The 22,666-nt window shown below is 71.3% G+C and carries 18 protein-coding genes; 11 read left to right on the top strand and 7 right to left on the bottom strand.

What is annotated here, in order from left to right:
• Nucleotides 1-21: 21 nt before the first annotated feature.
• Nucleotides 22-948, top strand: a complete 927-nt coding sequence (locus ABTZ99_RS03395; RefSeq protein ID WP_498771623.1) for an alpha/beta hydrolase — start codon at nt 22-24, stop codon at nt 946-948.
• Here ABTZ99_RS03395 and ABTZ99_RS03390 read toward each other — a convergent pair.
• Nucleotides 945-1,634, bottom strand: a complete 690-nt coding sequence (locus ABTZ99_RS03390) for a TetR/AcrR family transcriptional regulator (protein ID WP_498771621.1) — start codon at nt 1,632-1,634, stop codon at nt 945-947. The genes ABTZ99_RS03395 and ABTZ99_RS03390 overlap by 4 nt on opposite strands.
• Before the next feature lie 101 nt (nt 1,635-1,735).
• Here ABTZ99_RS03390 and ABTZ99_RS03385 point away from each other — a divergent pair, with 101 nt between their 5' ends.
• From ABTZ99_RS03385 to ABTZ99_RS03375, 3 genes are all read left to right on the top strand, one after another.
• A complete protein-coding gene (locus ABTZ99_RS03385; RefSeq protein WP_499607813.1) occupies nt 1,736-2,380 on the top strand; it encodes an SCP2 sterol-binding domain-containing protein in 645 nt (214 codons plus the stop codon).
• Nucleotides 2,381-2,387: 7 nt separating this feature from the next.
• Nucleotides 2,388-3,602 (top strand): acyl-CoA dehydrogenase family protein, encoded by a 1,215-nt coding sequence (locus ABTZ99_RS03380; protein ID WP_499607811.1) that lies wholly within the window; start codon nt 2,388-2,390, stop codon nt 3,600-3,602.
• 152 nt (nt 3,603-3,754) lie between these two features.
• Nucleotides 3,755-4,078, top strand: a complete 324-nt coding sequence (locus ABTZ99_RS03375) for a CPCC family cysteine-rich protein (protein WP_499607808.1) — start codon at nt 3,755-3,757, stop codon at nt 4,076-4,078.
• Here the strand turns inward: ABTZ99_RS03375 and ABTZ99_RS03370 are convergent.
• Together ABTZ99_RS03370 and ABTZ99_RS03365 are read right to left on the bottom strand one after the other, a co-directional pair.
• Complete coding sequence (locus ABTZ99_RS03370) at nt 3,976-4,803, bottom strand: DUF3885 domain-containing protein (RefSeq protein WP_499607805.1); 828 nt, start codon at nt 4,801-4,803, stop codon at nt 3,976-3,978. The genes ABTZ99_RS03375 and ABTZ99_RS03370 overlap by 103 nt on opposite strands.
• A 179-nt stretch (nt 4,804-4,982) precedes the next feature.
• A complete protein-coding gene (locus tag ABTZ99_RS03365) occupies nt 4,983-5,888 on the bottom strand; it encodes a helix-turn-helix domain-containing protein (RefSeq protein ID WP_498771598.1) in 906 nt (301 codons plus the stop codon).
• A gap of 73 nt (nt 5,889-5,961) precedes the next feature.
• Here ABTZ99_RS03365 and ABTZ99_RS03360 point away from each other — a divergent pair, with 73 nt between their 5' ends.
• A complete protein-coding gene (locus tag ABTZ99_RS03360; protein WP_499607802.1) occupies nt 5,962-7,317 on the top strand; it encodes a pentapeptide repeat-containing protein in 1,356 nt (451 codons plus the stop codon).
• Between the two features lie 9 nt (nt 7,318-7,326).
• Here the strand turns inward: ABTZ99_RS03360 and ABTZ99_RS03355 are convergent, their stop codons facing one another.
• From ABTZ99_RS03355 to pdhA, 3 genes are read right to left on the bottom strand one after another with little or no spacing between them, the layout of a single operon-like run.
• On the bottom strand, nt 7,327-8,712 hold the full coding sequence (locus ABTZ99_RS03355; protein WP_499607799.1) for a dihydrolipoamide acetyltransferase family protein: 1,386 nt from the start codon (nt 8,710-8,712) through the stop codon (nt 7,327-7,329).
• A gap of 10 nt (nt 8,713-8,722) precedes the next feature.
• Complete coding sequence (locus ABTZ99_RS03350) at nt 8,723-9,751, bottom strand: alpha-ketoacid dehydrogenase subunit beta (protein ID WP_498771592.1); 1,029 nt, start codon at nt 9,749-9,751, stop codon at nt 8,723-8,725.
• Nucleotides 9,751-10,944, bottom strand: coding sequence for a pyruvate dehydrogenase (acetyl-transferring) E1 component subunit alpha (pdhA, locus tag ABTZ99_RS03345; RefSeq protein WP_498771590.1), 1,194 nt, complete (start codon nt 10,942-10,944; stop codon nt 9,751-9,753). The genes ABTZ99_RS03350 and pdhA overlap by 1 nt, the downstream gene beginning before the upstream one ends.
• 463 nt (nt 10,945-11,407) lie before the next feature.
• On the opposite strand from pdhA, the gene ABTZ99_RS03340 reads away from it, so the two are divergent.
• The gene (locus ABTZ99_RS03340; protein ID WP_498771588.1) at nt 11,408-12,820 is read left to right on the top strand and encodes a M20/M25/M40 family metallo-hydrolase; all 1,413 of its coding nucleotides are present in this window, start codon (nt 11,408-11,410) and stop codon (nt 12,818-12,820) included.
• A 73-nt stretch (nt 12,821-12,893) separates the two neighbouring features.
• On the opposite strand, the gene ABTZ99_RS03335 is transcribed toward ABTZ99_RS03340, so the two are convergent.
• Nucleotides 12,894-14,945: a hypothetical protein gene (locus ABTZ99_RS03335; protein WP_499607794.1), complete on the bottom strand. Its 2,052-nt coding sequence runs from the start codon at nt 14,943-14,945 to the stop codon at nt 12,894-12,896.
• A 106-nt stretch (nt 14,946-15,051) separates the two neighbouring features.
• Here ABTZ99_RS03335 and ABTZ99_RS03330 point away from each other — a divergent pair, with 106 nt between their 5' ends.
• The 5 genes from ABTZ99_RS03330 to ABTZ99_RS03310 all read left to right on the top strand — a co-directional run bounded on the left by ABTZ99_RS03330 (nt 15,052) and on the right by ABTZ99_RS03310 (nt 22,613).
• Nucleotides 15,052-17,739, top strand: a complete 2,688-nt coding sequence (locus ABTZ99_RS03330; RefSeq protein ID WP_498771583.1) for an MGH1-like glycoside hydrolase domain-containing protein — start codon at nt 15,052-15,054, stop codon at nt 17,737-17,739.
• Nucleotides 17,740-17,895: 156 nt separating this feature from the next.
• Nucleotides 17,896-18,714, top strand: a complete 819-nt coding sequence (locus ABTZ99_RS03325; RefSeq protein WP_498771581.1) for a transporter substrate-binding domain-containing protein — start codon at nt 17,896-17,898, stop codon at nt 18,712-18,714.
• Nucleotides 18,715-18,788: 74 nt separating this feature from the next.
• Entirely contained in the window at nt 18,789-19,613 is an 825-nt protein-coding gene (locus ABTZ99_RS03320; protein WP_498771579.1) for an amino acid ABC transporter permease, read from the top strand.
• Complete coding sequence (locus ABTZ99_RS03315) at nt 19,610-20,374, top strand: amino acid ABC transporter ATP-binding protein (RefSeq protein WP_498771577.1); 765 nt, start codon at nt 19,610-19,612, stop codon at nt 20,372-20,374. The genes ABTZ99_RS03320 and ABTZ99_RS03315 overlap by 4 nt, the downstream gene beginning before the upstream one ends.
• Nucleotides 20,375-20,432: 58 nt before the next feature.
• Nucleotides 20,433-22,613, top strand: coding sequence for a hypothetical protein (locus tag ABTZ99_RS03310; protein ID WP_499607791.1), 2,181 nt, complete (start codon nt 20,433-20,435; stop codon nt 22,611-22,613).
• Nucleotides 22,614-22,666 lie beyond the last annotated feature (53 nt).

Raw genomic sequence — 22,666 nt, 5'->3', positions numbered from 1 at the left:
CACGACATCGAGGAGCCCGAGATGACCGTCCTGGAGCCGGCCGCCGCCGAGTTCGCCGCCGCGACCGCCAACCCGCCGTACCTGTTCGACCTCGGCCCGGTGGAGGGCCGGCAGGCCGTGGACGGCGTGCAGGCCGGCGAGGTGTTCAAGCCCGAGGTGGACGAGGAGTGGGTGACCGTCGGCGAGGTGCCCGTCCGGATCGTCCGGCCGGCGGGCGCCACCGGCACGCTGCCCGTCGTCCTCTACGTCCACGGCGCCGGCTGGGTGTTCGGCAACGCGAAGACGCACGACCGGCTGGTGCGCGAGCTGGCCGTCGGCGCGGGCGCGGCCGTGGTGTTCCCCGACTACAGCCTCTCGCCCGAGGCGCACTACCCCGTGGCGCTGGAGGAGAGCTACGCCGTCGCGCGGTGGATCGTCGCCGAGGGCGCCGCGCGCGGGCTCGACGCGTCGCGCCTGGCCGTGGCCGGCGACTCGGTCGGCGGGAACATGTCGGCGGCGCTGACGCTGCTGGCCAAGGAGCGCGGTGACGTGGCGTTCAAGCAGCAGGTGCTGTTCTACCCGGTGACGGACGCGTCGTTCGACACGCCGTCGTACCGCGAGTTCGCCGAGGGCTACTTCCTGCGCCGGGACGCGATGCAGTGGTTCTGGGACCAGTACACGACGTCCGAGGCGCAGCGCGCGGAGATCACCGCGTCACCGCTGCGGGCCACGGTCGAGCAGCTCACCGGCCTGCCGCCGGCGCTGGTGATCACCGCCGAGGCCGACGTGCTGCGCGACGAGGGCGAGGCCTACGCGAACAAGCTGCGCGAAGCGGGCGTGCCGGTGACCGCGGTGCGCTACCAGGGCGTGATCCACGACTTCGTGATGCTCAACGCGCTGCGCGAGACCCACGCCGCCGAGGCCGCGATCAGCCAGGCGGTGGCCGTGCTCAAGGGCGCGCTGGCCTAGGCGTCGCCCTCCGGTCCCGGGCCGGACCGCCGTGACGGCGGGTGCCACACGTCGCCCGCCACCAGGTCCCCGAAACCCATCCACACCAGGTTCATGAGCCGGGCGGCGACGACGCCGGCCGGCTCCTCGGGGTTGTCGAGCCACCAGTCGGCCAGCGACTCGCCCGCGCCGACCAGTGCCGCGGCCAGCGACTCGGCCTCCTTGTCGCCCGCCCGCGGCACGTTGGTGAAGTCCGACGAGTGCACCAGCAGCGCCGCCACCAGGCTGATCGCCCGGCCGCGCATGTCGGCCAGCTCCTCGGCGAACGGACCGCCCTGCGAGGACGCCTGCCGGTGCAGGACCTGCCAGCTCGCGCGGTTCTCGCCGACGAACCCGAAGAACGCCCGCAACCCGCTCCACAGCTGGACGTCCGGCGGCTCCTCGGCCTCGACGCCGTTCGCGATCGCCTCCATCATCCGGGTCGCCTCACGGCGGATGCAGGTGGCGAACAGCTCCTCCTTGGACCCCAAGTAGGCGTACAGCATCGGTTTGGAGATGCCCGCGACCTCGGAGATCTCGTCCATGGACGCGGCGTGGAACCCCAAGCGCGAGAAGACGTCCACCGCCGCGTCCATGATCTGCCGCTCGCGCACCGCGCGTGGCAGTCTCTTGGCCCGGCCCGGGCGAACCGGTTGCTCTGCGTGCATCGCACCCCCTGGATGGCTGGGACAAGATTACTCCGCGCCCCTTGCCGCCTTACCTACTCGCCAGTAGACTTACCTGTCAGTAGGTAGCGGAGGTGTCACACATGACCATCGACCTCACCACCGAGGCGATCGCGAAGCTCAGCCCGCAGGAGCTGATCTCAACGCTCAAGCAGGTCGACCCGGGCGACCCGGCGCTCAAGGACGTCGACATCGACGTCATCGCGCGCGGCATCGACCCGAAGAAGCTCGGCCGGGACGAGTTCGCGGACCTGCTCGACGCGCTGGGCGCGCTGGCCGACGGCGGGGCCGACCTCGACCTGGCCAAGATGGACCCGCAGAACTTCGCGCGGATCATCTCGCGCGCGTCCAAGGACCAGATCGAGGCCGTGACGTCGCGGCCGGGCCTGCGCGAACGCGTGCTGGACGAGGTGTTCCGCCGCATGGAGGCGCACTTCCGCAGCGAACGCGCGGGCGCCACGCGCGCCGTCGTGCACTTCCGGCTGACCGGCGGGTCCGACGGCGACGACGTGTACGAGGCGATCATCGAGAACGCCGAGTGCACGATCAACAAGGAGCAGACCCGTGACCCCAGGGCCGTTGTCACGTTGGGACCGGTGGAGTTCCTGAAGCTCGCGACCGGCAACGCGTCGGCCCCGGTGCTGTTCATGACCGGCAAGCTGAAGGTCAAGGGCGACCTGGGCTTCGCGGCCGGGTTCATGAGCTTGTTCAACATTCCGAAGGCGTGAGGGGACCATGGGCGGTTTTTCGCTGGAGCTCAACGAAGACCAGGTTGACCTGCGCGAGTGGGTCCACGGCTTCGCGAAGGACGTGATCCGGCCCGCGGCGTCGGAGTGGGACGAGCGCGAGGAGACGCCGTGGCCGGTGATCCAGGAGGCGGCGAAGATCGGCCTGTACGGGTTCGAGTCGCTGGCCACCTGGTTCGCCGACCCCATCGGCCTGTCGCTGCCGATCGCGACCGAGGAGCTGTTCTGGGGTGACGCCGGCATCGCGTTGGCGTTGATGGGCACCGGGTTGGCGGCGGCGGGGATCTTCGCGTCCGGCGAGCCCGAGCAGCTGGCCGAGTGGGTGCCCGAGTGCTTCGGCACGGAGGACGACCCGAAGCTGGCGGCGTTCTGCGCGTCCGAGCCGCAGGCGGGCTCCGACGTGGCCGGGTACCGGACGCGCGCCGTGTACGACGAGGCCACCGACGAGTGGGTGCTCAACGGGCAGAAGGCGTGGGCGACCAACGGCGGGATCGCCAACGTGCACGTCGTGACCGCGGTCGTGGACCCGGCGCTGGGAGCGCGCGGCCAAGCGGGCTTCGTCGTGCCGCCGGGCACGCGCGGGCTGTCGTCGCCGGGGAAGATCCGCAAGCACGGGATGCGGGCGTCGCACACGGCGGACGTGTTCCTGGACGACGTCCGCGTGCCCGGCCGGTGCCTGCTGGGCGGCAAGGAGAAGCTGGACGCTCGGCTGGCGCGTGCCCGTGAGGGGCAGAAGGCCGGTGGTCAGGCGGCGATGGCGACGTTCGAGACGACCCGGCCGACCGTGGGCGCGATGGCGGTGGGCGTCGCGCGTGCGGCTTACGAGTACTCGCTGGAGTACGCGAAGGACCGGTCGGCGTTCGGCCGGAAGATCATCGAGAACCAGTCCATCGCGTTCGACCTGGCGAACATGAAGATGGAGATCGACGCCGCGCGGCTGCTGGTGTGGCGGGCGGCCTGGATGGGTCGCAACAACGTCCCGTTCACGGCGGGCGAGGGGTCGATGTCGAAGCTCAAGGCGGGCGAGGTGTCCGTGTGGGCGACGGAACGTGCGATCCACATCCTGGGCGGGGCCGGTTACACGCGCGAGCACCCGGTCGAGCGGATGCACCGTGACGCCAAGATCTTCACCATCTTCGAGGGGACGTCGGAGATCCAGCGGTTGGTCGTGGCCAGGGCCATTTCCGGGATGTACATCAAGTGAGTTGATCTCCCCAGGCCGTCATCAGGCCGTCTGGGAGGTGGACGGGGTCTTCGGGACGCGGAAGACCCCGTCCACTGCTTTGCGGGCGCGTTCGTGCTCCGCGCGAGTCGTGGCACTCATTCGGCCGCCTTCACCCAGTCGGAGATGTGACCATGTGCGGCATGTCCCCAGAGCCGTTCTTCAACGTCGTCCGTGACGGCGAGTCCGGCCCGCACGCCTGCCCTTGCTGCGGCTTCCTCACCCTCGGCGAACGGGGTGGCTACGAGATCTGCGACGTCTGCTTCTGGGAGGACGACGGCCAGGACGAGCACGATGCCGACCAGGTACGAGGAGGCCCGAACCGAGGTCTCAGCCTGACCCGGGCCCGCGAGAACTACGGCCGGGTCGGCGCCGCCGACCCGACGGACCTCAAGCACGTCCGACCGCCGAAGCCCGACGAGTACCCGCCTTCCTGGCTGCCAAGCCAGTCGGGGTGACGGGCCCTCAGCGCGTCACGTTCGTCGGTGGTCGGCAGCAGCACGTCCGCGCCGCCGTCGTAGGGGTGGTGGATGCGGCGCAGGTCCAGGTCGGTGATCATCACGTTGGCCTCGGCGTCGTCCGCCACCTCGCGCAGCAGGGTGTCGATGGCGCCGTTCGTCCACGGGATCCGCTTGGCGTACAAGTGCCAGTACGACGGGTAGTCCAGGTCCGGGTCCACGCAGATCGTCGTCCAGTGACCGGTCCCCGGCTCCGGATCCTCGCGCCACCGCATGGTGATCACGTAGACCTCCCCGCCGGCGAACAGCTCGTCCAGCACCGCGTTGTAGCGGTGCAGGGCGATGGCGTACTCGTCCTCGGTCCCGGGGTACCGCTTCGACTCCGGCAGGCTGTGGAAACGCACCCAGCGCTCGGGGTACGCGTGCTTGAGCCGGTGCGCCTCCGGGCCGCACCGATCCCACTGCCGGTCCCACCGGCGCGACAGGTCGGACACCGGTGGCACGGATTCCCGCAGCCAGTCGTCCAGGTGCCCGCGCACGTCCTCGGCGGCGAGGTCGGGGCGCAGTTCGGTCCTGGCACGCCAAGCGGGGCCCGTCAGCTCGACGACCAGCGCCGTCCCGGTCGTGGCGGAGTGCAGGGCGGGCACGATCGCCTGCCTCAGCCACCGGTCCTGGTGCTCCTGCACCCACTGGCACGCGGCGTCGGCCCACGGGCGCTCGTTCATCGGTCCACTCCGTGATCCTCGACGGCCGGGTCGGCTTGGGCGCCTCGTCGGGTGCGTCGGGCTCGATCGTCCTGAGGCCGAGGTGCCGGCCGAGTTCTACCAGGGCGTCTTCGGCCGCCGGTGGACGCGGGGTGAAGGACCTCGGCGTGGCCAAGGCCGAGGTCCTTCGCAGATGAGCGTCAGCGACCGGCTTCCGCCAGCCACGCCCGTTCGGCCGTGGTGTCGGGGACCTGGGTCTCCCAGCCGTTGACCGTGGCGATCAGCTGCCAGTAGCGCTCGGCCCTGGGGTCGCCGAACTCCTCCAACCGGCGGGACAGTTCCGGGCCGACCGGGAGGTCCAGGGCGGACGCCCACCTCTCGTTGATCTCGGCGACGATCGCCGCCGCCTCCGGCGAACGCGGGTCGATGCCCGCGTCCACCGCCTCGCGCGCCCGGGCGAACGCGTGCTGGAACGCCTCCATCTGCGCCGGCGAGTACGGCGCCAGGTCGGCGCCCTCCGCCCGCATCTCCTGGTGCCGCTGCGACATCCGCCGGATCGACGCCCGGAAGTCCGGGTCGCGCACCAGGTTCACCAGCTCGATCCACGCCTCCAACTGCTCCGGCGACGGGTCGTCCGGCAGGTCGACCCGGACCGACCTCATGCGCTCCAAGAACGCCTGGTCCATGTCGAACCCGCCGAACACCTCGTCGAAGAAGTCGTCCAGGATCGCCTGCCGCTCCTCCGCCGACAGCCGCGCGAACTCGTGCACCATCTCCACCTCCCCGTTCCGAGCCACGACCCGCAGCACGGCCCGGCGCAGCCGGAGCGTGCGCATCTGCGCGTCGATGGCTTCCGCGTGCGTCCGGGCCACCTCGGCCACGGACACCTCCCGTGCCAGGACCCGTTGCGCGGTGGGCAGGTCGACGCCCAGTTCACGCAGGGTCCGCACGAGCTTCAGCCGCGCCAGCCCGTCGACGTCGTAGGTGCGGAACCCGCCCACCGTGCGCCCCGCCACGGGGATCACACCGGAGTCGGAGTAGAACCGGATCGTCCGCGTGGACAACCCGGTCAACCGCGCCAGTTCGCCGATCGAGTAGTGCGTCACGGGGACCACCTTGAATTCTCCAGTCACTGGAACTTCAACCGATTAACGCGCTCGTCCGGCACGATTGCACCTCGTGCTCGACCACTTCGCCCCCTACTTGCCCGCCGGCGTCGCGTTCGCCGTGCTCATCGTCCTGTGGCTGGTGCTGCGGCTCGCCCGGCCCTCGCGCGGGACGACGCCGACGTCGACGCCACCGGTGGTGCTCCGCGAGAAACAGGTGGTCGCCGACGTCAAGGGGTCGATGGGTCGGTCGCTGGTCAAGTGGCTGGTGCTGGCCCTGCTGCTGGCCGCGGCCACCGGGTACGGGCTCTACCGGCTGCTCGGCCGACCGGCGCTGCCGTCGTCCACCAGCTTCACCACCGCCGAGCTGCTCGACCTGCTCAAGATCGGCCTCGCCGTGGTCGGCGGGCTGGGCGCGGTCGTCGCGCTGGCCGTCGGGTACCGCAAGCAGCAGGTGTCGGAAGCCGCGCACGTCATCGCCACCCGGCAGGAGCAGCGGGAGCGCACGAAGTTCTTCAACGAGCGCTACGGCAAGGCCGCCGAGCAGCTCGGCCACGAGAGCTTCGCGGTCCGCCTCGCGGGCGTGTACGCGATGGTCGGCCTGGCCGACGACTGGCCGGAGCAGCGCCAGACCTGCGTGGACGTGCTGTGCGGCTACCTGCGCACGCCCTACCCCGAGGAGGACCGCACGGAGCGCGAGGTGCGCCAGGAGATCATCAACACCCTGCTCGACCACACCTGGAAGGACTCGTGGACCGTCGGCGGCGTCGAGATGGACTTCCACGGCGTCGAGTTCGAGGACCTGGACCTGTCGGAACGCCGGTTCGTCGGCACCTTCAAGTTCGACAACGCCGTCTTCCGCGGCGCACGCACCGACTTCGCCCGTTGCCGGGTCACGGGCACGCTCAGCTTCCGCCGGGCGCGGTTCACCGCCGCGGTCACGTCGTTCGAGGACCTCTCCGCCCGGTCCGCCACCCTCGACTTCGGCGAGGCCGAGTTCACCGGCGAGGTCGCCGACTTCTCCGCGACGGACCTCACCGCCGGCACCGTCGACCTGACCGGCGCGGCCCTGCGCGGCACGACCCTCACGTTCGCCGGGCTCGTCGGCACGAGCGCGACCATCGCCCTCGACGGCGCGGAGCTCAGCCGCTCGACCGTGGACCTGTCGATGGTGAACCTGCTCTCGGGCAGGGCCGACTCGGTGATCGGGCTGCGTGGAGTGGAGGCGCGGGAGTGCGCGTTCCGGTTCGACGGCAGCCACTTCCGGCAGACCCGGGTCAAGCTGCTCGACGCCGGGTTCACCCGCTGCGCGGTCACCGCGGAGGGCACCGAACCGGAGCACGTGGCGGAGGTGCTGAGAGGGATCGGTGACGCGGAAGGGCCGACGCCCGCGGTGGACGCCGGCCCTTCCGGTTCAGCCGATCGGTAGGTCGGTACTTCAGTAGGTCATCGCCACGCCGGGGTCGGCGAGCAGCGCGCCCACGTCGGCCAGGAACTGCGAGCCCTGCTGGCCGTCGACCACGCGGTGGTCGAAGCTGAGCGCCAGCTGGCACACCTTGCGCGGCACGACCTGGCCGTCCACCACCCACGGCATGTCCCGGATCGCGCCGAAGGCGAGGATCGCCGACTCGCCCGGGTTGATGATCGGGGTGCCCGTGTCGACGCCGAAGACGCCGACGTTGGTGATGGTGATCGTGCCGCCCATCATGTCCGCGGGCGTCGTCTTGCCGTCACGGGCGGTCGTGGCCAGGGCGTCCAGGGACACGGCCAGCTCGCGCAGCGACATGCGGTCGGCGTCGCGGACCTTCGGCACCACGAGACCGCGCGGCGTCGCGGCGGCGATGCCCAGGTGCACGTAGTCCTTGTAGACGATCTCCTGCGCCGCCTCGTCCCACGTCGCGTTGACGTCGGGCGTGCGGCGGACGGCCAGCACGACCGCCTTGGCGGCGAACGCCAGCGGCGTGAGCTTGACGTCGCGGAACTGCGGGGCGCTCTTCAGCCGCGCCCGCAGCTCCATCATCGGCGTCACGTCGACGGTCAGGAACTCGGTGACGTGCGGCGCGGTGAACGCGCTGTCCACCATCGCCTGCGCGGTCGCCTTGCGGACGCCCTTGATCGGCACGCGCCGCTCGCGCGACCCGGTCTCGACCGGCGCCGCGGCGGCGGCCGGGGTCGGGCCCGCGACGGCCTGCTCGACGTCTTCCCGCGTGATCACGCCACCCGGGCCGGAGCCCGCCAGCGCGCGCAGGTCGACGCCCAGGTCCTTGGCCAGCTTGCGCACCGGCGGCTTGGCCAGCGGCACGTAACCGCCCGGGGTCGCCGGTTCCGCGACCACCGGGGCGGGCGCGGGAGCGGAAACCGGAGCCGGAGCAGGCGCGGGAGCAGGAGCAGCTGCGGGAGCCGCGGCGACGGGAGCCGGCGCGTCCTTGCGCGGACGACGCTTCGCCGCACCGGCCCGCGGGCCGTAGCCGACCAGCGTGGCGATCCGGCCTCCCGGCATCTCCTCGCCGATCTTGCCGTTCGACGCGGGCGTGGACGCCGACGCGGGCGTCGGCGCGGCGGTCGGCGCCGAGCCGGACGGGTCCACGTCGATCGTGATGATCGGGACGCCGACCTCGACCGTCTGGCCGACCTCGACCAGCAACTCGGTCACCACGCCGTCCCACGGGCACGGCAGCTCGACGGCCGCCTTGGCGGTCTCGATCTCGACGATGACCTGGTTGACCTTCACCGCGTCACCCGGCTTGACGTGCCAGGTGAGGATCTCGGCCTCGGTCAGCCCCTCCGCCGTGTCGGGCAGGGGGAACTGCTTGAACTGCGGCACAGCTATCCCCCTACCAGGCTAGCGAGCGGTCGACGGCGTGCAGCACCCGGTCGAGGTCGGGGAGGAACTCCTCCTCCAACTTCGACGGCGGGTACGGGGTGTCGAACCCGGTCACCCGCAGCACGGGGGCCTGCAGGGAGTAGAAGCACTCCTGCTGCACCTTGGCCGCGATCTCGCTGGAGATGGAGGACTCGCTGGGCGCCTCGGTCACCACGACCAGCCGGCCGGTGCGCCGCACCGACTCGTACACGGGCGCGAGGTCCAGCGGCGAGAGCGAGCGCAGGTCGACGACCTCCAGCGAGCGCCCCTCCTCCTCGGCCGCCGCGGCGGCTTCCAGCGACGTGCGCACCATCGGCCCGTACGTCACCAGCGTGACGTCCGACCCGGTGCGCAGCGTGCGCGAGGCGAACAGCGGTCCGGGCGCGGCGGTCGTGTCGACCTCGCCCTTCTCGTAGTAGCGCCGCTTGGGCTCGAAGAACAGCACCGGGTCGTCGCAGTCGATCGCCTGCTGGATCATCCAGTAGGCGTCGGCCGGGTTCGAGCACGCGACGACCTTGAGGCCGGCGGTGTGCGCGAAGTACGACTCGGGCGACTCGGAGTGGTGCTCGACCGCGCCGATGCCGCCGCCGAACGGCACCCGGATCACCATGGGCACCTTGAGCCGGCCCTGGGTGCGGAAGTGCAGCTTGGCGACCTGCGACACGATCTGGTCGAAGCCGGGGAAGATGAAGCCGTCGAACTGGATCTCGCACACCGGCCGGTAGCCGCGGATCGCGAGGCCGACGGCGGTGCCGATGATGCCCGACTCGGCCAGCGGGGTGTCCAGCACGCGCTGCTCGCCGAAGTCCTTCTGCAGGCCGTCGGTGATCCGGAAGACGCCGCCGAGCTTGCCGACGTCCTCGCCCATCACGATGACCTTGGGGTCGGCCTCCATCGACGCGCGCAGGCCGTTGTTCAACGCCTTCGCGATGGTCAGCGTCTGCACCGCGGGCGCGCCCGTGGCGTCAGCGGTGGGGCGGTCCATGGTCGGAGCGGCCATCAGTGCTCACCTCCCGCGAACCCGGCGTGGTAGGCCAGGAACTCGTCGCGTTGCGCCTCCAGGACGTGGTTGCCCTCGGCGTAGACCTCGCTGAAGATCCGCCCGGCGGGCGGGTCGGGCAGGTTGACGCAGTAGTCGCGCAGCTCGATCGCGATCCGCTCGGCCTCGGCCTCGACCGACTCGAAGTACGCCTGGTCGGCCCACTGCTGCTTGACCAGGTGCACCTTGACGCGCTCGATCGGGTCCTTCAACTTCCACAGCTCCAGCTCGTCGGACAGCCGGTAGCGCGAGGGGTCGTCGGAGGTGGTGTGCGCGTCCATCCGGTAGGTGAACGCCTCGATCAGGATCGGGCCGTTGCCCTGGCGGCACTCCTCCAGCGCCCAGCGGGTGACCGCGAGGGTGGCCAGCACGTCGTTGCCGTCGACCCGGATGCCGGGGAAGCCGTAGCCGCGCGCCCGCTGGTAGAGCGGGAGGCGGGACTGGCGCTCGGTCGGCTCGGAGATGGCCCACTGGTTGTTCTGGCAGAAGAACACCAGCGGCGCGTCGTAGACCGCGGCCCACACGAAGCCCTCGTGCACGTCGCCCTGGCTGGTCGCGCCGTCGCCGAAGAAGCAGATGGTGGCCTCGCCGTCGGCGTCGCCCACCTTGCCGTCGAACTTCTGGCCCATGGCGTAGCCGGTGGCGTTGAGCACCTGGTTGCCGATGACGATCGTGTACGGGTGGAACCGGGTCGCCACCGGGTCCCACGTGCCGTTGTCGGTGCCCCGGAAGATGCCGAGCAGGTCGGTCGGCTTGACGCCGCGCGTCCACGCGATGCCGTGCTCGCGGTAGCTGGGGAACGCCATGTCCTCCGGGCGCATGGCCCGGCCGGCGCCGATCTGCGCGGCCTCCTGGCCGAGCAGCGGCACCCAGATGCCCAGCTCGCCCTTGCGCTGCAGCGCGTTGGCCTCGCGGTCGACCCGGCGGACCAGGACCATGTCGCGGTAGAGCCCGCGCAGCTCCTCGGCCGTGATGTCGATGTCGAAATCCGGGTGCTGGACGCGCTCGCCCTCGGGGGTGAGCAGCTGCACCAGGTCGGCGCCGCCCTCGTCTGTCGCTCGCAAGCCTGCGATCACCTGTTCCGCTGTCGGTTTGGCAGCAGTGGCCGGCGCGGCATCCGGCCCTGGGTGCGTCCATTTCTCGGGGGACGACATGCGCCTTGTCTCCTCGTCTACGAGGCCGCCCGGTCGCTTGTGGCGAGCCTGCGCGGCTGCACCGCCAGTCGCCGTCGTCCCCGGGGTGTGGGGGTCGGGCAACCGTCGGCGCTGACGGTGTTCTCATCCACATCCTGACATGGCGTCACACGACATGGTGAGCCCCGTCCCAGTTCGTGACCTCCGGCGCAGCGGTCTGACGTGCGGTAACGGTTGGACGGCCAATCTTCGGCAGTCCGAGTAGAGCGTCCGACTACCGAACAGCCGCGTCCCGGTTACCGATCGTTAACCACCTTCCGTAGGGTTTCGGACACGCCGGGTCGACGGCAACGGCCCACGTCGGCACGGTCGCGTTGGATGGACTACCGACCATCGGCCGGACAGACCATTTCCACCACGCGAAACCCGCTCGGGTCCCGTTTCCGGGGGTCGCCGGCCGACCGGGCCGTGACAGGATCGGGGCGTGGACCGTTCAGCGCTGACCCGTACCGTTCGCGGGCTCTGGGACGACGACATCCTCCCGAGCCTGTCCGCCTTGGTCGCGGTACCCGCGATCTCCCCAGCCTTCGACCCCGAGTGGGCCTCGCACGGCCACCTGGCCGCCGCGGTGGAGCACGTGCGCGCCTGGCTCGCCGACCGCGACCTGCCCGGCGCGACCGTCGAGGTCGTCGAGCTGCCCGACCGCACGCCCGTGCTGCTGGTGGACGTGCCCGGCACCGCGCCGACGTCCGACACCGTGCTGCTGTACGGCCACCTCGACAAGCAGCCGCCGGTCGGCGGCTGGGGCGAGGGCCTCGGCCCGTGGACGCCGGTCGTGCGCGACGGGCGGCTCTACGGCCGCGGCGCGGCGGACGACGGCTACTCCGGTTACGCCGCGATCGCCGCGATCGAGGGCGTCCGGCGCTCCGGCGGCACGCACTCGCGGTGCGTCGTGCTGCTGGAGACCGGCGAGGAGTCCGGCAGCCCGGACCTGCCCGCGTACCTCGAGCACCTCAAGCCGCGGCTCGGCGACGTGTCGCTGGTGGTGTGCCTCGACTCGGGCGGCAACGACTACGACCGGATGTGGCTGACCACGTCGTTGCGCGGGTTGGCGCAGGTCACGATGACGGTGCGGGTGCTGGAGAGCGGGCTGCACTCGGGCATGGCGAGCGGGATCGTGCCGTCGTCGTTCCGGATCGCCCGGCAGCTCCTCGACCGGCTGGAGGACTCCGCGACCGGCGAGGTGCTGGTGCGCGAGATGCACGTCGACATCCCGGAGAACCGGGTGGACGAGGTGCGCGACGCGGTGGCCAGCACGCCGGGCGTGCTGGTCGGGAGCGTGCCGTGGGCGGCGGGGACGCAGCCGATGGGCGCCGACGAGGTCGAGCTGGCGCTCAACTCCGGGTGGCGGCCGACGCTGTCGGTCACCGGCGCGTCCGGGCTGCCCGAGCCGGACGACGCGGGCAACGTGCTGCGGCCGTTCACCACCTTGGTGCTGAGCTTCCGGCTGCCGCCGACGGCCGACGCCGGTGCGTCGGTCGAGGCGGTGCGGCGGGCGTTGACGACCGACGTGCCGTACGGGGCGGTGGTGGAGCTGACCCGGGTGGAGTCCGCGGACGGGTGGAACGCGCCCGAGCTCGCGCCGTGGCTGCGGGAGACGTTGGACCGGATCGGCAAGGAGGTGTTCGACGCGCCCTGGCGGACGGTGGCGCTCGGCGGCTCGATCCCGTTCATGGGGCTGCTGCACGAGGCGTACCCGCAAGCGCAGTTCCTGGTCACGGGCGCGGTCGGGCCGGACTCCAACTGCCACGTGCCGGACGAGTGGCTGCACCTCGGGCACGCGGCCCGGATCACCGAGGCCGTGGCCGTGGTGCTGGACGCGCACGCGAAGCGCTGACGCGCGGGTGGACCGGGTGGCTCGCTGCCCGGTCCGCCGTCCAGCCCCGGCGCGGGCCGGCTCGTGAGCCCGGTCAGGCGGCCCACTTGCGGTTGAGGTCGCGGAGCAGCGCGAGGCCCGCGTCGGGGTTGGTGCCCGCGTACCGGCGGGCGCGGGCCAGTTCGTCGAAACCCAGGGCGGCCATGCGGGCCTCGGTGAGGTCCGCGGTGAAGGTCCGGGTGACCGTGGCGAGGAACTGGACGCGGGCGGCCACCGCGTCCTTGAGTTGGCGGACCCGTTCGGACCGGCCCGTGTAGGCGGCGCGGACGGCGTCGCCGTAGGTCTTGAGGTCGGTGGCCGGGCGTTCGTCGAGCAGGCGCAGCAGCCCGGTGACGCCCTCGCGGTCGTCCACGGCGGTCAGGGCGTCGGCGGTGGCCTGGCAGGCACGGGTGAGCTCGGCCTCGACGAGGGCGCGCACGACGTCGACGATGTCGCGTCCCGGCCGCTCGCGGCCGAGGTCCACGATCGACCGCGCGGTGCGCACGAGGTGGCGGGCCAGGCCGCCGGAGAACACGTACGCCAGGGCGTGGAACTGCTCCGACAGGTCGAGCACGTAGCGGCGGAGCAGCTTGCGCGCGTACGCGAAGTCCAGGTAGTCGACCCGCACCACCTCGTCGAACGAGCTGTCGAAGACGCTGCGCAGCCCGATGCCGGACAGCTCGAAGTCGTGCTGCGCCTCGGTGGAGACCGACACCAGGTAGTAGCAGCCCTGGACGTCGAAGATCGCCTTGATCTCGTTGAGCAGCCGCCGCGCGGGCTCCCCCGTGCCGATGCGGTCGAGCTCGTCGACGCCGATGATCACCCGGCCGGGTTCGCGCTCACGCTCGGTGGCCTGCTCGGCGGCGATCCGGCCGAGGAACACCCGGAAGCGCTTGACCACCTCGGGGTACGTCGGCGCGCGGCCGGTCAGCGTCACCGTGCGCTTGCCGGCCAGCTCGAAGCCCTTGAACCCGCCCTTGCCGCTGATCTCGTCGGCGTTCATCCGCACGTAGTTCAGCGAGGTCAGGTGCTCCCGCGCGGCCGACGCCAGCGGGTCGCGCGGCCCGAACCGGGCGAGCACCGCCTCGCAGACCTCGGCGAACAGGTGCACGACGAACTCCTGCGGCACGTAGTCCACCGGCGCGGACACCAGGACGGCCAGGTCGGGCGCACGGCCCGCCGCCGCGTACCGGCCGCCGCAGAACGCCCGGAGCAGGTTCGTCTTGCCCGCGCCGCGCGGTCCGGCGACGGCGAAGCTGCCGCCGTCGAGCCGGTCGACCAGCCCGGCCAGCACCGCGCCCGCCGGTGTCGGGACGTGCATCCGCAGCGGGTCGGCCCGGACGACCGCGAACGCCTCGCGCGCCGTGAGGGTGGTGGAGTGCACGGGCGGCGACGCCTCGTTCAGCCGGCTGTAGAGCACCGGCAGCACGCCGTCGACCACGACGCTGTCCTCCCAGGCCTTGAGCGCGGCACGCGCCACCTCGCTCCGGCCCGCGTGCGTGAAGCCGTCGAACAGCGTGCGGACGGTCCAGACAGCCGACAGCAGGACCGCGAACAGGCCGAGCAGCCCCGCCAACCGCCAACCACCGGGCAGCGATCCGAACAGCGGCTCCCAACCGAGCACGGGCAGCAACGCCCCGCACCACAGCCAGGCGATCACGAACCGGCGACTGAAGCCGTCGTCCGCGACGGACCACTTCAGCATCATGACCAGGTCGGCCAGGACCGCGAACGCCGCACCGCCCGCGGCGGCCGTGAGCACCCAGAGCCAGTGCAGGTGGAGCAGGGAGGTGACGAACGCGCCGAGGGCCGCGAAGCCGAGCACCGGCGTGACGAGCAGCACCCACCGCCCGATCGGGGCGTTCACCTCGAACCACGCCCACCAGCCCGGGCGTTCGGTCCGGTACCGCTGCTCGGCCTGGCCGGCCGCCGCCAGGACGGCGGTTCCCGTGCCGTCCAGCGCGGTGAGCAGGTCTGCCCGCGTCACGTGCCCCGCGTCGACCGCCCGCCTCACCTCCGGCCGCTCCAGCGCCGCGGCCACCGCGCGTTCCAGCACCCGCTCCGGCACGTCCGCGCCGCTGTGCCAGGGAGGTAAGTCGTAGTCCACGGAGCGTGACGATGACACCGCCTGACGGGGTTGGCAAACACCGCTCAGGACTGTGACCTAACCCGTCGGTAACCGGTTTACTGAACCGATGCCGCACACTGGCCGAGTGAACGAGCACAGCCGGCAAGCCGAGCGGACGCGGTTGGCGGAGTCCGACTCCCCGACCGCACCCTGGCGTCTCTGGGGCCCCTACCTGGCCGGACGGCAGTGGGGGACGGTCCGCGAGGACTACTCGGCGAGCGGCGACGCGTGGACGTCCTTCCCGTTCGACCACGCCCGCTCACGCGCCTACCGCTGGGGCGAGGACGGCATCGCCGGCATCTGCGACGTGCACGGCTTCCTCAACCTGGCCGTCGCGCTCTGGAACGGCCGCGACCCGATCCTCAAGGAGCGCTACTTCGGGCTCACCAACAACGAGGGCAACCACGGCGAGGACGTCAAGGAGCACTGGTGGGTGACCGACGGCACGCCGACGCACTCCTGGATGCAGGTCGTCTACCGGTACCCGCAGCGTGAGTTCCCCTACGCCGAGCTGCGCGAGATGGCCAAGCGCGCCGGCCGCAACGAGCGCGAGCCGGAGCTGTCCGACACCGGCGTGCTGGACGAGAACCGGTTCTTCGACGTCCGGGTGACCTACGCCAAGGCGGGCCCGAAGGACATCTGCGTCGAGCTGACCGCCACCAACCACGGCCCGGACCCGGCGCCGGTGCACCTGCTGCCGCAACTCTGGTTCCGCAACACGTGGGCGTGGGGCCGCGACGACCGCAAGCCGAGCCTGCGCGCCTGCACGCGGGACGGCTGGCGCCGGATCACCGCCGAGCACGCCGCGCTCGGCCGGTACACGCTGCACGTCGAGGGCACGCCGACGCTGCTGGTCACCGACAACGAGACCAACGAGGTCGAGCTGTTCGGCACCGGGCACAACGCGACCGGCCGCACCAAGGACGGCATCGACCGGTACGTCGTCGGCCGGGACGCCGGGGCGTGCCAGGTCGTCGGGCCGGACGACACCGGCGACCCCGGCACGAAGGTCGCCGCCTGGTACTCGTTCGACCCGGTCGAGCCGGGCGAGTCGGTCACCGTGCGGCTGCGCCTGGTGGACGGCGACGGGCACCTCGACGCGTTCGGGCCGAGCTTCCAGGACACGCTGGACCAGCGCCGGGCCGAGGCCGACGAGTTCCACCACACCGACCTCGACCTGGACCCCAAGCGCGCCGCCGTGGTCAGGCGGGCGCTGGCGGGCCTGATGTGGACCAAGCAGCACTACCGCTTCCGCACCCGCGAGTGGCTCGACGGCGACCCGGCGCAGCCCGCCGCGCCGACCTCGCGCAAGAACATGCACGCCCGCAACGCGCACTGGCGGCACTTCGACGTGGCCGACGTGATCTCCATGCCGGACGAGTGGGAGTACCCCTGGTTCGCCGCGTGGGACCTCGCGTTCCACACCGTGCCGTTCGCGAAGGTCGACCCGGCGTTCGCCAAGGAGCAGCTGCTCCTGCTGTGCCGCGAGTGGCTGATGCACCCCAACGGCCAGCTGCCCGCCTACGAGTGGGAGTTCGGCGACGTCAACCCGCCCGTGCACGCGTGGGCGGCGTTGCAGGTCTACCGGTCCGAGGAGGTCAAGGACCGCAAGTTCCTGGCCAAGGTCTTCCACAAGCTGCTGCTGAACTTCTCCTGGTGGGTCAACCGCAAGGACGCCGACGGCAGCTACCTGTTCGAGGGCGGCTTCCTCGGCATGGACAACATCGGCCCGGTGAACCGGTCGGAGCCGATGCTGGGCCAGTGGCGGCTGGAGCAGTCGGACGCCACGTCGTGGATGGCGGCCTACAGCCTGCACCTGATGCAGATCGCGCTGGAGCTGGCGCGGCACGACGAGTCGTACGAGGACGTGGCCACGAAGTTCGTGGAGCACTTCCTGAGCATCGCCGAGGCGTCCACGCAGTTCGGTTCCGGCGGGCGCGGCATCTGGGACGAGACCGACGGCTTCTGCTACGACGTGGTGTCGCGGCGGCTGCCGGACGGGCACGTCGAGTCGCAGCCGGTGCGGGTGCGGTCGATGGTCGGCCTGATCCCCGTGCTGGCGTGCGCGGTGCTGGAGCCGTGGGTGTTCGAGGAGCTGCCCGACTTCGCGCGGCGGCTGGAGCACCTGCTGGCGAAGCGGCCCGAGCTGCAGCAGTTCCTCAGCCGCAGCGGCGGCGGCGCGCTGCTCAGCCTGCTGGACGAGCGCAAGCTGCGGCGCGTGCTGAGCCGGATGCTGGACGAGGGCGAGTTCCTCTCGCCGCACGGCATCCGCAGCCTGTCCGCGGCGCACCGCGAGGGCCTGGAGGTGCAGGTCGCCGACCAGGAGCACCGGATGGGCTACGAGCCCGGCGAGTCGCGCACGCCGATGTTCGGCGGCAACTCCAACTGGCGCGGCCCGGTCTGGTTCCCGACCAACGCCCTGCTCGTGGAGGCCCTGCGCACGATCGAGGAGTTCCACGGCGGAAGGTTCCACGTGGAACTTCCCACTCGCAGCACCCGGCACGTGACGGCCGGGCAGGCGGCGGACGAGCTGGTCAGACGCCTGGTGTCGCTGTTCCTGCCCGACCACGACGGCCGGCGGCCCGCGGACGGCAAGCGGATCGAGTCGACCGACTCACCCTTGTGGCGGGAGCACGTCACCTTCAGCGAGTACTTCGACGGCGACACGGGCGAGGGGCTGGGCGCCACCCACCAGACGGGGTGGACCGCACTGGTCGCGAGCCTGTTGACGGATCGTCGCCAAACCGGCGCTCTGGGTGAATCAATTGTGTGATTAATGCCAACCGGCTGAATGATTTGCGGCCATCTGCGCCCTGTGACGCAAGATTCATGCACACCGAAGTTCTGTAACACGCACGTGCTGTGCACCCAGTCACCCAAGTGGCAGTATGCCGAACACTCGACCGACACAGTTACGAGGAGTGACGCCGTGGCCCGTCGTACCAGGCACGCTGCGCTCGCCCTGTTCCCCGTGCTCGCCTTGGCGGCCACGATGACGGCGTGCGCGACCAAGGTCAACACCGGCTCGCAGGACAGCGGGTCGGGCATCTCCCTGGTCCAGAGCGGCAAGCTGGTCACCTGCACCCACCTTTCCTACAAGCCCTTCCAGTTCTCCGAGGGCGACAAGACCGTCGGCTTCGACGTCGACCTGGTCGATCTGGTGGCCAAGGAACTGGGCGTCACCCAGGAAATCTTCGACACCCCGTTCGAGACCATCACCTCCGGCGAGGTCTTCAACACCGGCAAGTGCGACCTGGCCGCGGCCGGCATGACCATCAAGCCGGACCGCGCCGAGGTCATCGACTTCTCCGAGCCGTACTTCGACGCCTCGCAGGCGCTGCTGGTCAAGAAGGACTCGCCGGTCAAGACCCTCGACGACCTCAAGGGCAAGAAGATCGGCGTCCAGCTGGAGACCACCGGCGAGATCTACGCCAACGAGAACGCGGCGAAGCACGGCTACACGGTCGTGCAGTTCGAGGACCTGCCGCTGATGGAGACCGCCGTGCGCACCGGCGCGGTGGACGCGGCCATCAACGACAACGGCGTGCTGCTGGACTACGTCAAGGAGTTCCCGGACACCGCCGTGGTCGCGGAGTTCGACACGCAGGAGAAGTACGGCGTCGGCTTCAAGAAGGGCAACACCGCCCTGAAGGCGAAGTTCGACGAGGTCCTGAAGAAGGCCAAGGACAGCGGCAAGTACGACGAGATCTACGAGAAGTGGTTCGGCAAGAAGCCGGAGTCGAAGTAACCGGCTGACGACGGGGCCGGTGCGACCGCACCGGCCCCGCGCCTTGTCCACCCCAGCCCACGAGGTAAACCCACATGGCACTCTCCAAGCGCCAACGCGCGAAGGCGTTCCGCGCCGGCCAGTACGCGTTGCTGGTCGTGGTGGCCGCCGTCCTGGCGGTCGTCGCCGACTGGGGCGAGATCCAGCGCAGCTTCTTCAACCTCGAGATCGCCGCGGAGATGTTCCCGAACGCCATCACCGTGGCGTTGAAGAACACGCTCGTCTACACGGCCCTCGGCTTCGCGTTCGGCCTGGCGCTCGGCCTGGTGCTGGCGCTGATGAAGCTCTCGCCGGTCGCGCCGTACCGGTGGCTGGCCACGATCTACATCGAGTTCTTCCGCGGTGTGCCGGCGCTGCTGGTGTTCATCGCGCTGAGCTTCGGCGTGCCGCTGGCGTTCGGGCTCCAGTTCGACATCTACTCGACCGTGATGCTGGCGCTGGGCATCGTCGGTGCCGCGTACATGGCCGAGACGATCCGCGCGGGCATCCAGGCGGTGCCGAAGGGCCAGATCGAGGCCGCCCGCTCGCTCGGCATGTCGCAGGGCCGCACGCTGCTGACCGTGGTGATCCCGCAGGCGTTCCGGATCATCCTGCCGCCGCTGACCAACGAGCTGATCCTGCTCACCAAGGACTCGTCGCTGATCTACATCATCGGCCTGGCCCGCGACCAGTACGAGCTGACCAAGTTCGGCCGCGAGACGCTGAGCCGGTCGCCGTCGCTGACCCCGATCCTGGTGGTCGGCCTGTGCTACCTGCTGATCACGCTGCCGCTGGGCCACCTGTCGCGGTACCTGGAGCGGCGCACGGGCGGCAAGAAGATCAGCACGCCGGAATCGACGGGGTTGGGGGTGTCCGCGTGAGCGAGGCGGCGGTCGAGATCACCGGGCTGAAGAAGTCGTTCGGCTCGCTGGACGTGCTCAAGGGCATCGACGTCCGGGTCGAGCGCGGTGACGTCGTGTGCATCATCGGGCCGTCCGGCTCGGGCAAGTCCACGCTGCTGCGCTGCGTGAACCTGCTGGAGGAGCCGACCGGCGGCAAGATCGTGGTCAACGGCACCGAGCTGACCGACCCGGACGTGGACATCGACGCGGCGCGCACCCGCATCGGCATGGTGTTCCAGTCGTTCAACCTGTTCTCGCACCTGAGCGTGCTGAACAACCTCATGGTGGCGCAGCGCAAGGTGCTCAAGCGGGACGCGAAGCAGGCGCAGGAAGTCGCGTTGCGCAACCTGGAGCGGGTCGGGCTGTCGGACAAGGTCAACGCCATGCCCAACCAGCTCTCCGGCGGCCAGCAGCAGCGCGTGGCGATCGCGCGGGCGCTGTCGATGGACCCCGACGTGATGCTGTTCGACGAGCCGACCTCGGCGCTGGACCCGGAGCTCGTCGGCGACGTGCTCGGGGTGATGCGGCAGCTCGCCGACGAGGGCATGACGATGCTCGTGGTGACGCACGAGATGCAGTTCGCCCGCGAGGTGGCCGACCGGGTGCTGTTCATGGACGGCGGGTACGTCGTCGAGGAAGGCCCGGCCGAGCAGGTCATCGGCGCGCCGCAGCACGAGCGCACGCAGTCGTTCCTGGCCCGCGTGCTCGACCCGACGCACCAGGGGCCGACCGGCGCCTGACCCCCGGGTGCGCCGATCCCGCCACGGGTGTTGGTCGGTGCCCCTATTGTGCTTTCCCATGGCTGAGTCGGGGGCGCGCGGGCTGGACGTGTTCGACTCCAGCCCGCCCCGCTCCGCCCGGCTGGCCGCCGCCGAGGTGCTGCGCGGCGTCGGCGAGCCGGACGGCACGTGGCGGTTACCCCGGCGGCGGGCCGGGATGCCGCCGGTGGTGCGGGTGGCGGACAAGTTCCTGACCGGCGCGCTGGACCTGCGCGCGGTGGAGTTCCCGTACCTGCTGGAGTTCGTGCGGTGCCGGTTCGAGGAACCGCCGGACCTGCGGCAGGGCAAGCTGGCCGGCATCGAGTTCGCCGACTGCTGGCTGCCCGGCCTCTCGGCGCGGAACCTGAGCAGCGCCAACGAGGTCTCGCTGGCCGGCAGCACGGTCGAGGGCCTGGTCGACCTGGTCGACGCGGACGTGGCCGGTTCGCTGTCGTTGCGGGACAGCGCCCTGGTCCTGCCCGACGGGATCGCCCTGCACGCCGACCGGTTGAAGGTCGCCGGAGGCCTGCTGGCGCAGCGGGTGCGGGTGACCGGCGAGCTGCGGATGGCGGGCGCGCACGTCGGCGGGTACTGCAACTTCAGCGGCGGGCGGCTGACCAACCCGCTCGGCCACTCGGTCAACGGCACGGGGCTGCACGTGGGCGGCAACCTGCTGATGAACGGCTGCACGTTGCGCGGCACCGTGCTGCTCGCGGGCGCGCGGGTCGACTCGGCGCTGACGCTGCGCGGCTCGACCGCCGCCGAGGGCCGGGCCGACGACGACGCGCTGGACCCGCACTCCGACCCGAACGCCACGCTCGTGTTCGACCGCATCGCGGTGGACGGCGACGTGCAGCTGGACCGGGGCTTCCGCAGCGCCGGCACCGTGCGCATGGTCAACGCCTCGCTCGGCGGCACGCTGTCGCTGTCCGGCGGCGAGTTCGACGCGATGGGCGAGGCGGACAGCGAGCCGACCGGCTACGGCCGCGCGTTGGCCACGGACACCGCGGAGCCCACGGGGTTCGGGCGCGCGCTGCACCTGGACGGCACGACGGTCGGCGGTGACATCATCGGCCGCCAGGCGACCGTGCGCGGCCAGCTGCGCATGGTCGACCTCCAGGCCAAGGGCAGCCTCATCCTCGACGGGTCCACCTTGGACAACCCGAGGGCGGACGCCGTGCTGGGCAACCGGTCGCGCATCGGCAGCAACTTCGCCGCGCGCGAGGTCGAGGTGGCCGGCGGGTTGGAGCTGCGCGCGGTGCACGTGGGCGCGAACCTCGACCTGCGCGGCAGCCGGATCACCCAGCCGGGCCGGTACCGGCACCAGCCGGCGGGCAAGCCGTCGCTCGACGTCGGCGGCGCGATCATCGGGCGCGACCTCATCTGCGCGCGTGGTGCGAAGGAGTTCGTCGCGCACGGCGGCGTGCGGGCCAGGCGGGCGCAGGTGGGCCGGATGGCCACGTTCGCGGGCGCCGTGCTGGGCGACAAGCTCGACGCGCACGCGTTGAACCTGCTCGGGATGGCGGTGCAGGAGCTGGAGCTGACGCCGATCACCCCGCCGCGCGGCGACGTGACGCTGCGGCAGGTGCGCTGCACCGTGCTGGACGACAACGAGGGCTTCTGGGGCGCGACCGGGCGGATCGACCTGGAGGAGTTCCGCTACGACTCGCTGCGGCACCCGATCGACCTGCGTGACGACGACGAGGTCGACCGGCGGCTGCGCTGGCTGCGGCAGGCGATGCGGCGCACGTACCGGCCGGGTCCGTACGACCAGTTCGCCGAGATGCTGCGCGCGGGCGGCAACGACGAGCACGCGGCCACCGTGCTGGTGGAGAAGCAGCGCCTGCGGTACCGGGCGGTCGCCGAGGGCCGCCGCCGGCTCCGACCGCTCGTGCTGCTGTGGAGCTGGCTGCAACGCGCGATGGTCGGCTACGGCTACCGGCCGGCCCGCGCGCTGGCCTGGCTGGTGGTGGCGTGGCTGCTGGGCAGCATCTGGTTCGCCACCGGGCCGGAGCTGGAGGAGATCAACGCGGACGACGAGCTGTCGTGGAACGCGTGGCTGTACACCATCGACCTGGTGGTGCCGATCGTCGACTTCGGCAACAAGAACCGGTGGAACCCGCCGGGCCTGTCGCAGTGGATCGCGTCCGGGCTGATCGTGACGGGGTGGGTGCTGGCCACGACGGTGGCGGCGGGCGTGACCCGGCTGCTGAAGCGCTGACCCCGCTCATTCGCGTACGTGGCCTGGCCGGTCGACGGCGTGACCTAGGGTGG

Origin of the sequence: Actinosynnema sp. NPDC002837, assembly GCF_040295345.1 — a bacterium.
Classification (GTDB): domain Bacteria; phylum Actinomycetota; class Actinomycetes; order Mycobacteriales; family Pseudonocardiaceae; genus Actinosynnema.
Note: the sequence above shows the minus strand (reverse complement) of the source record. Positions and strands in the feature narration are given on the sequence as shown.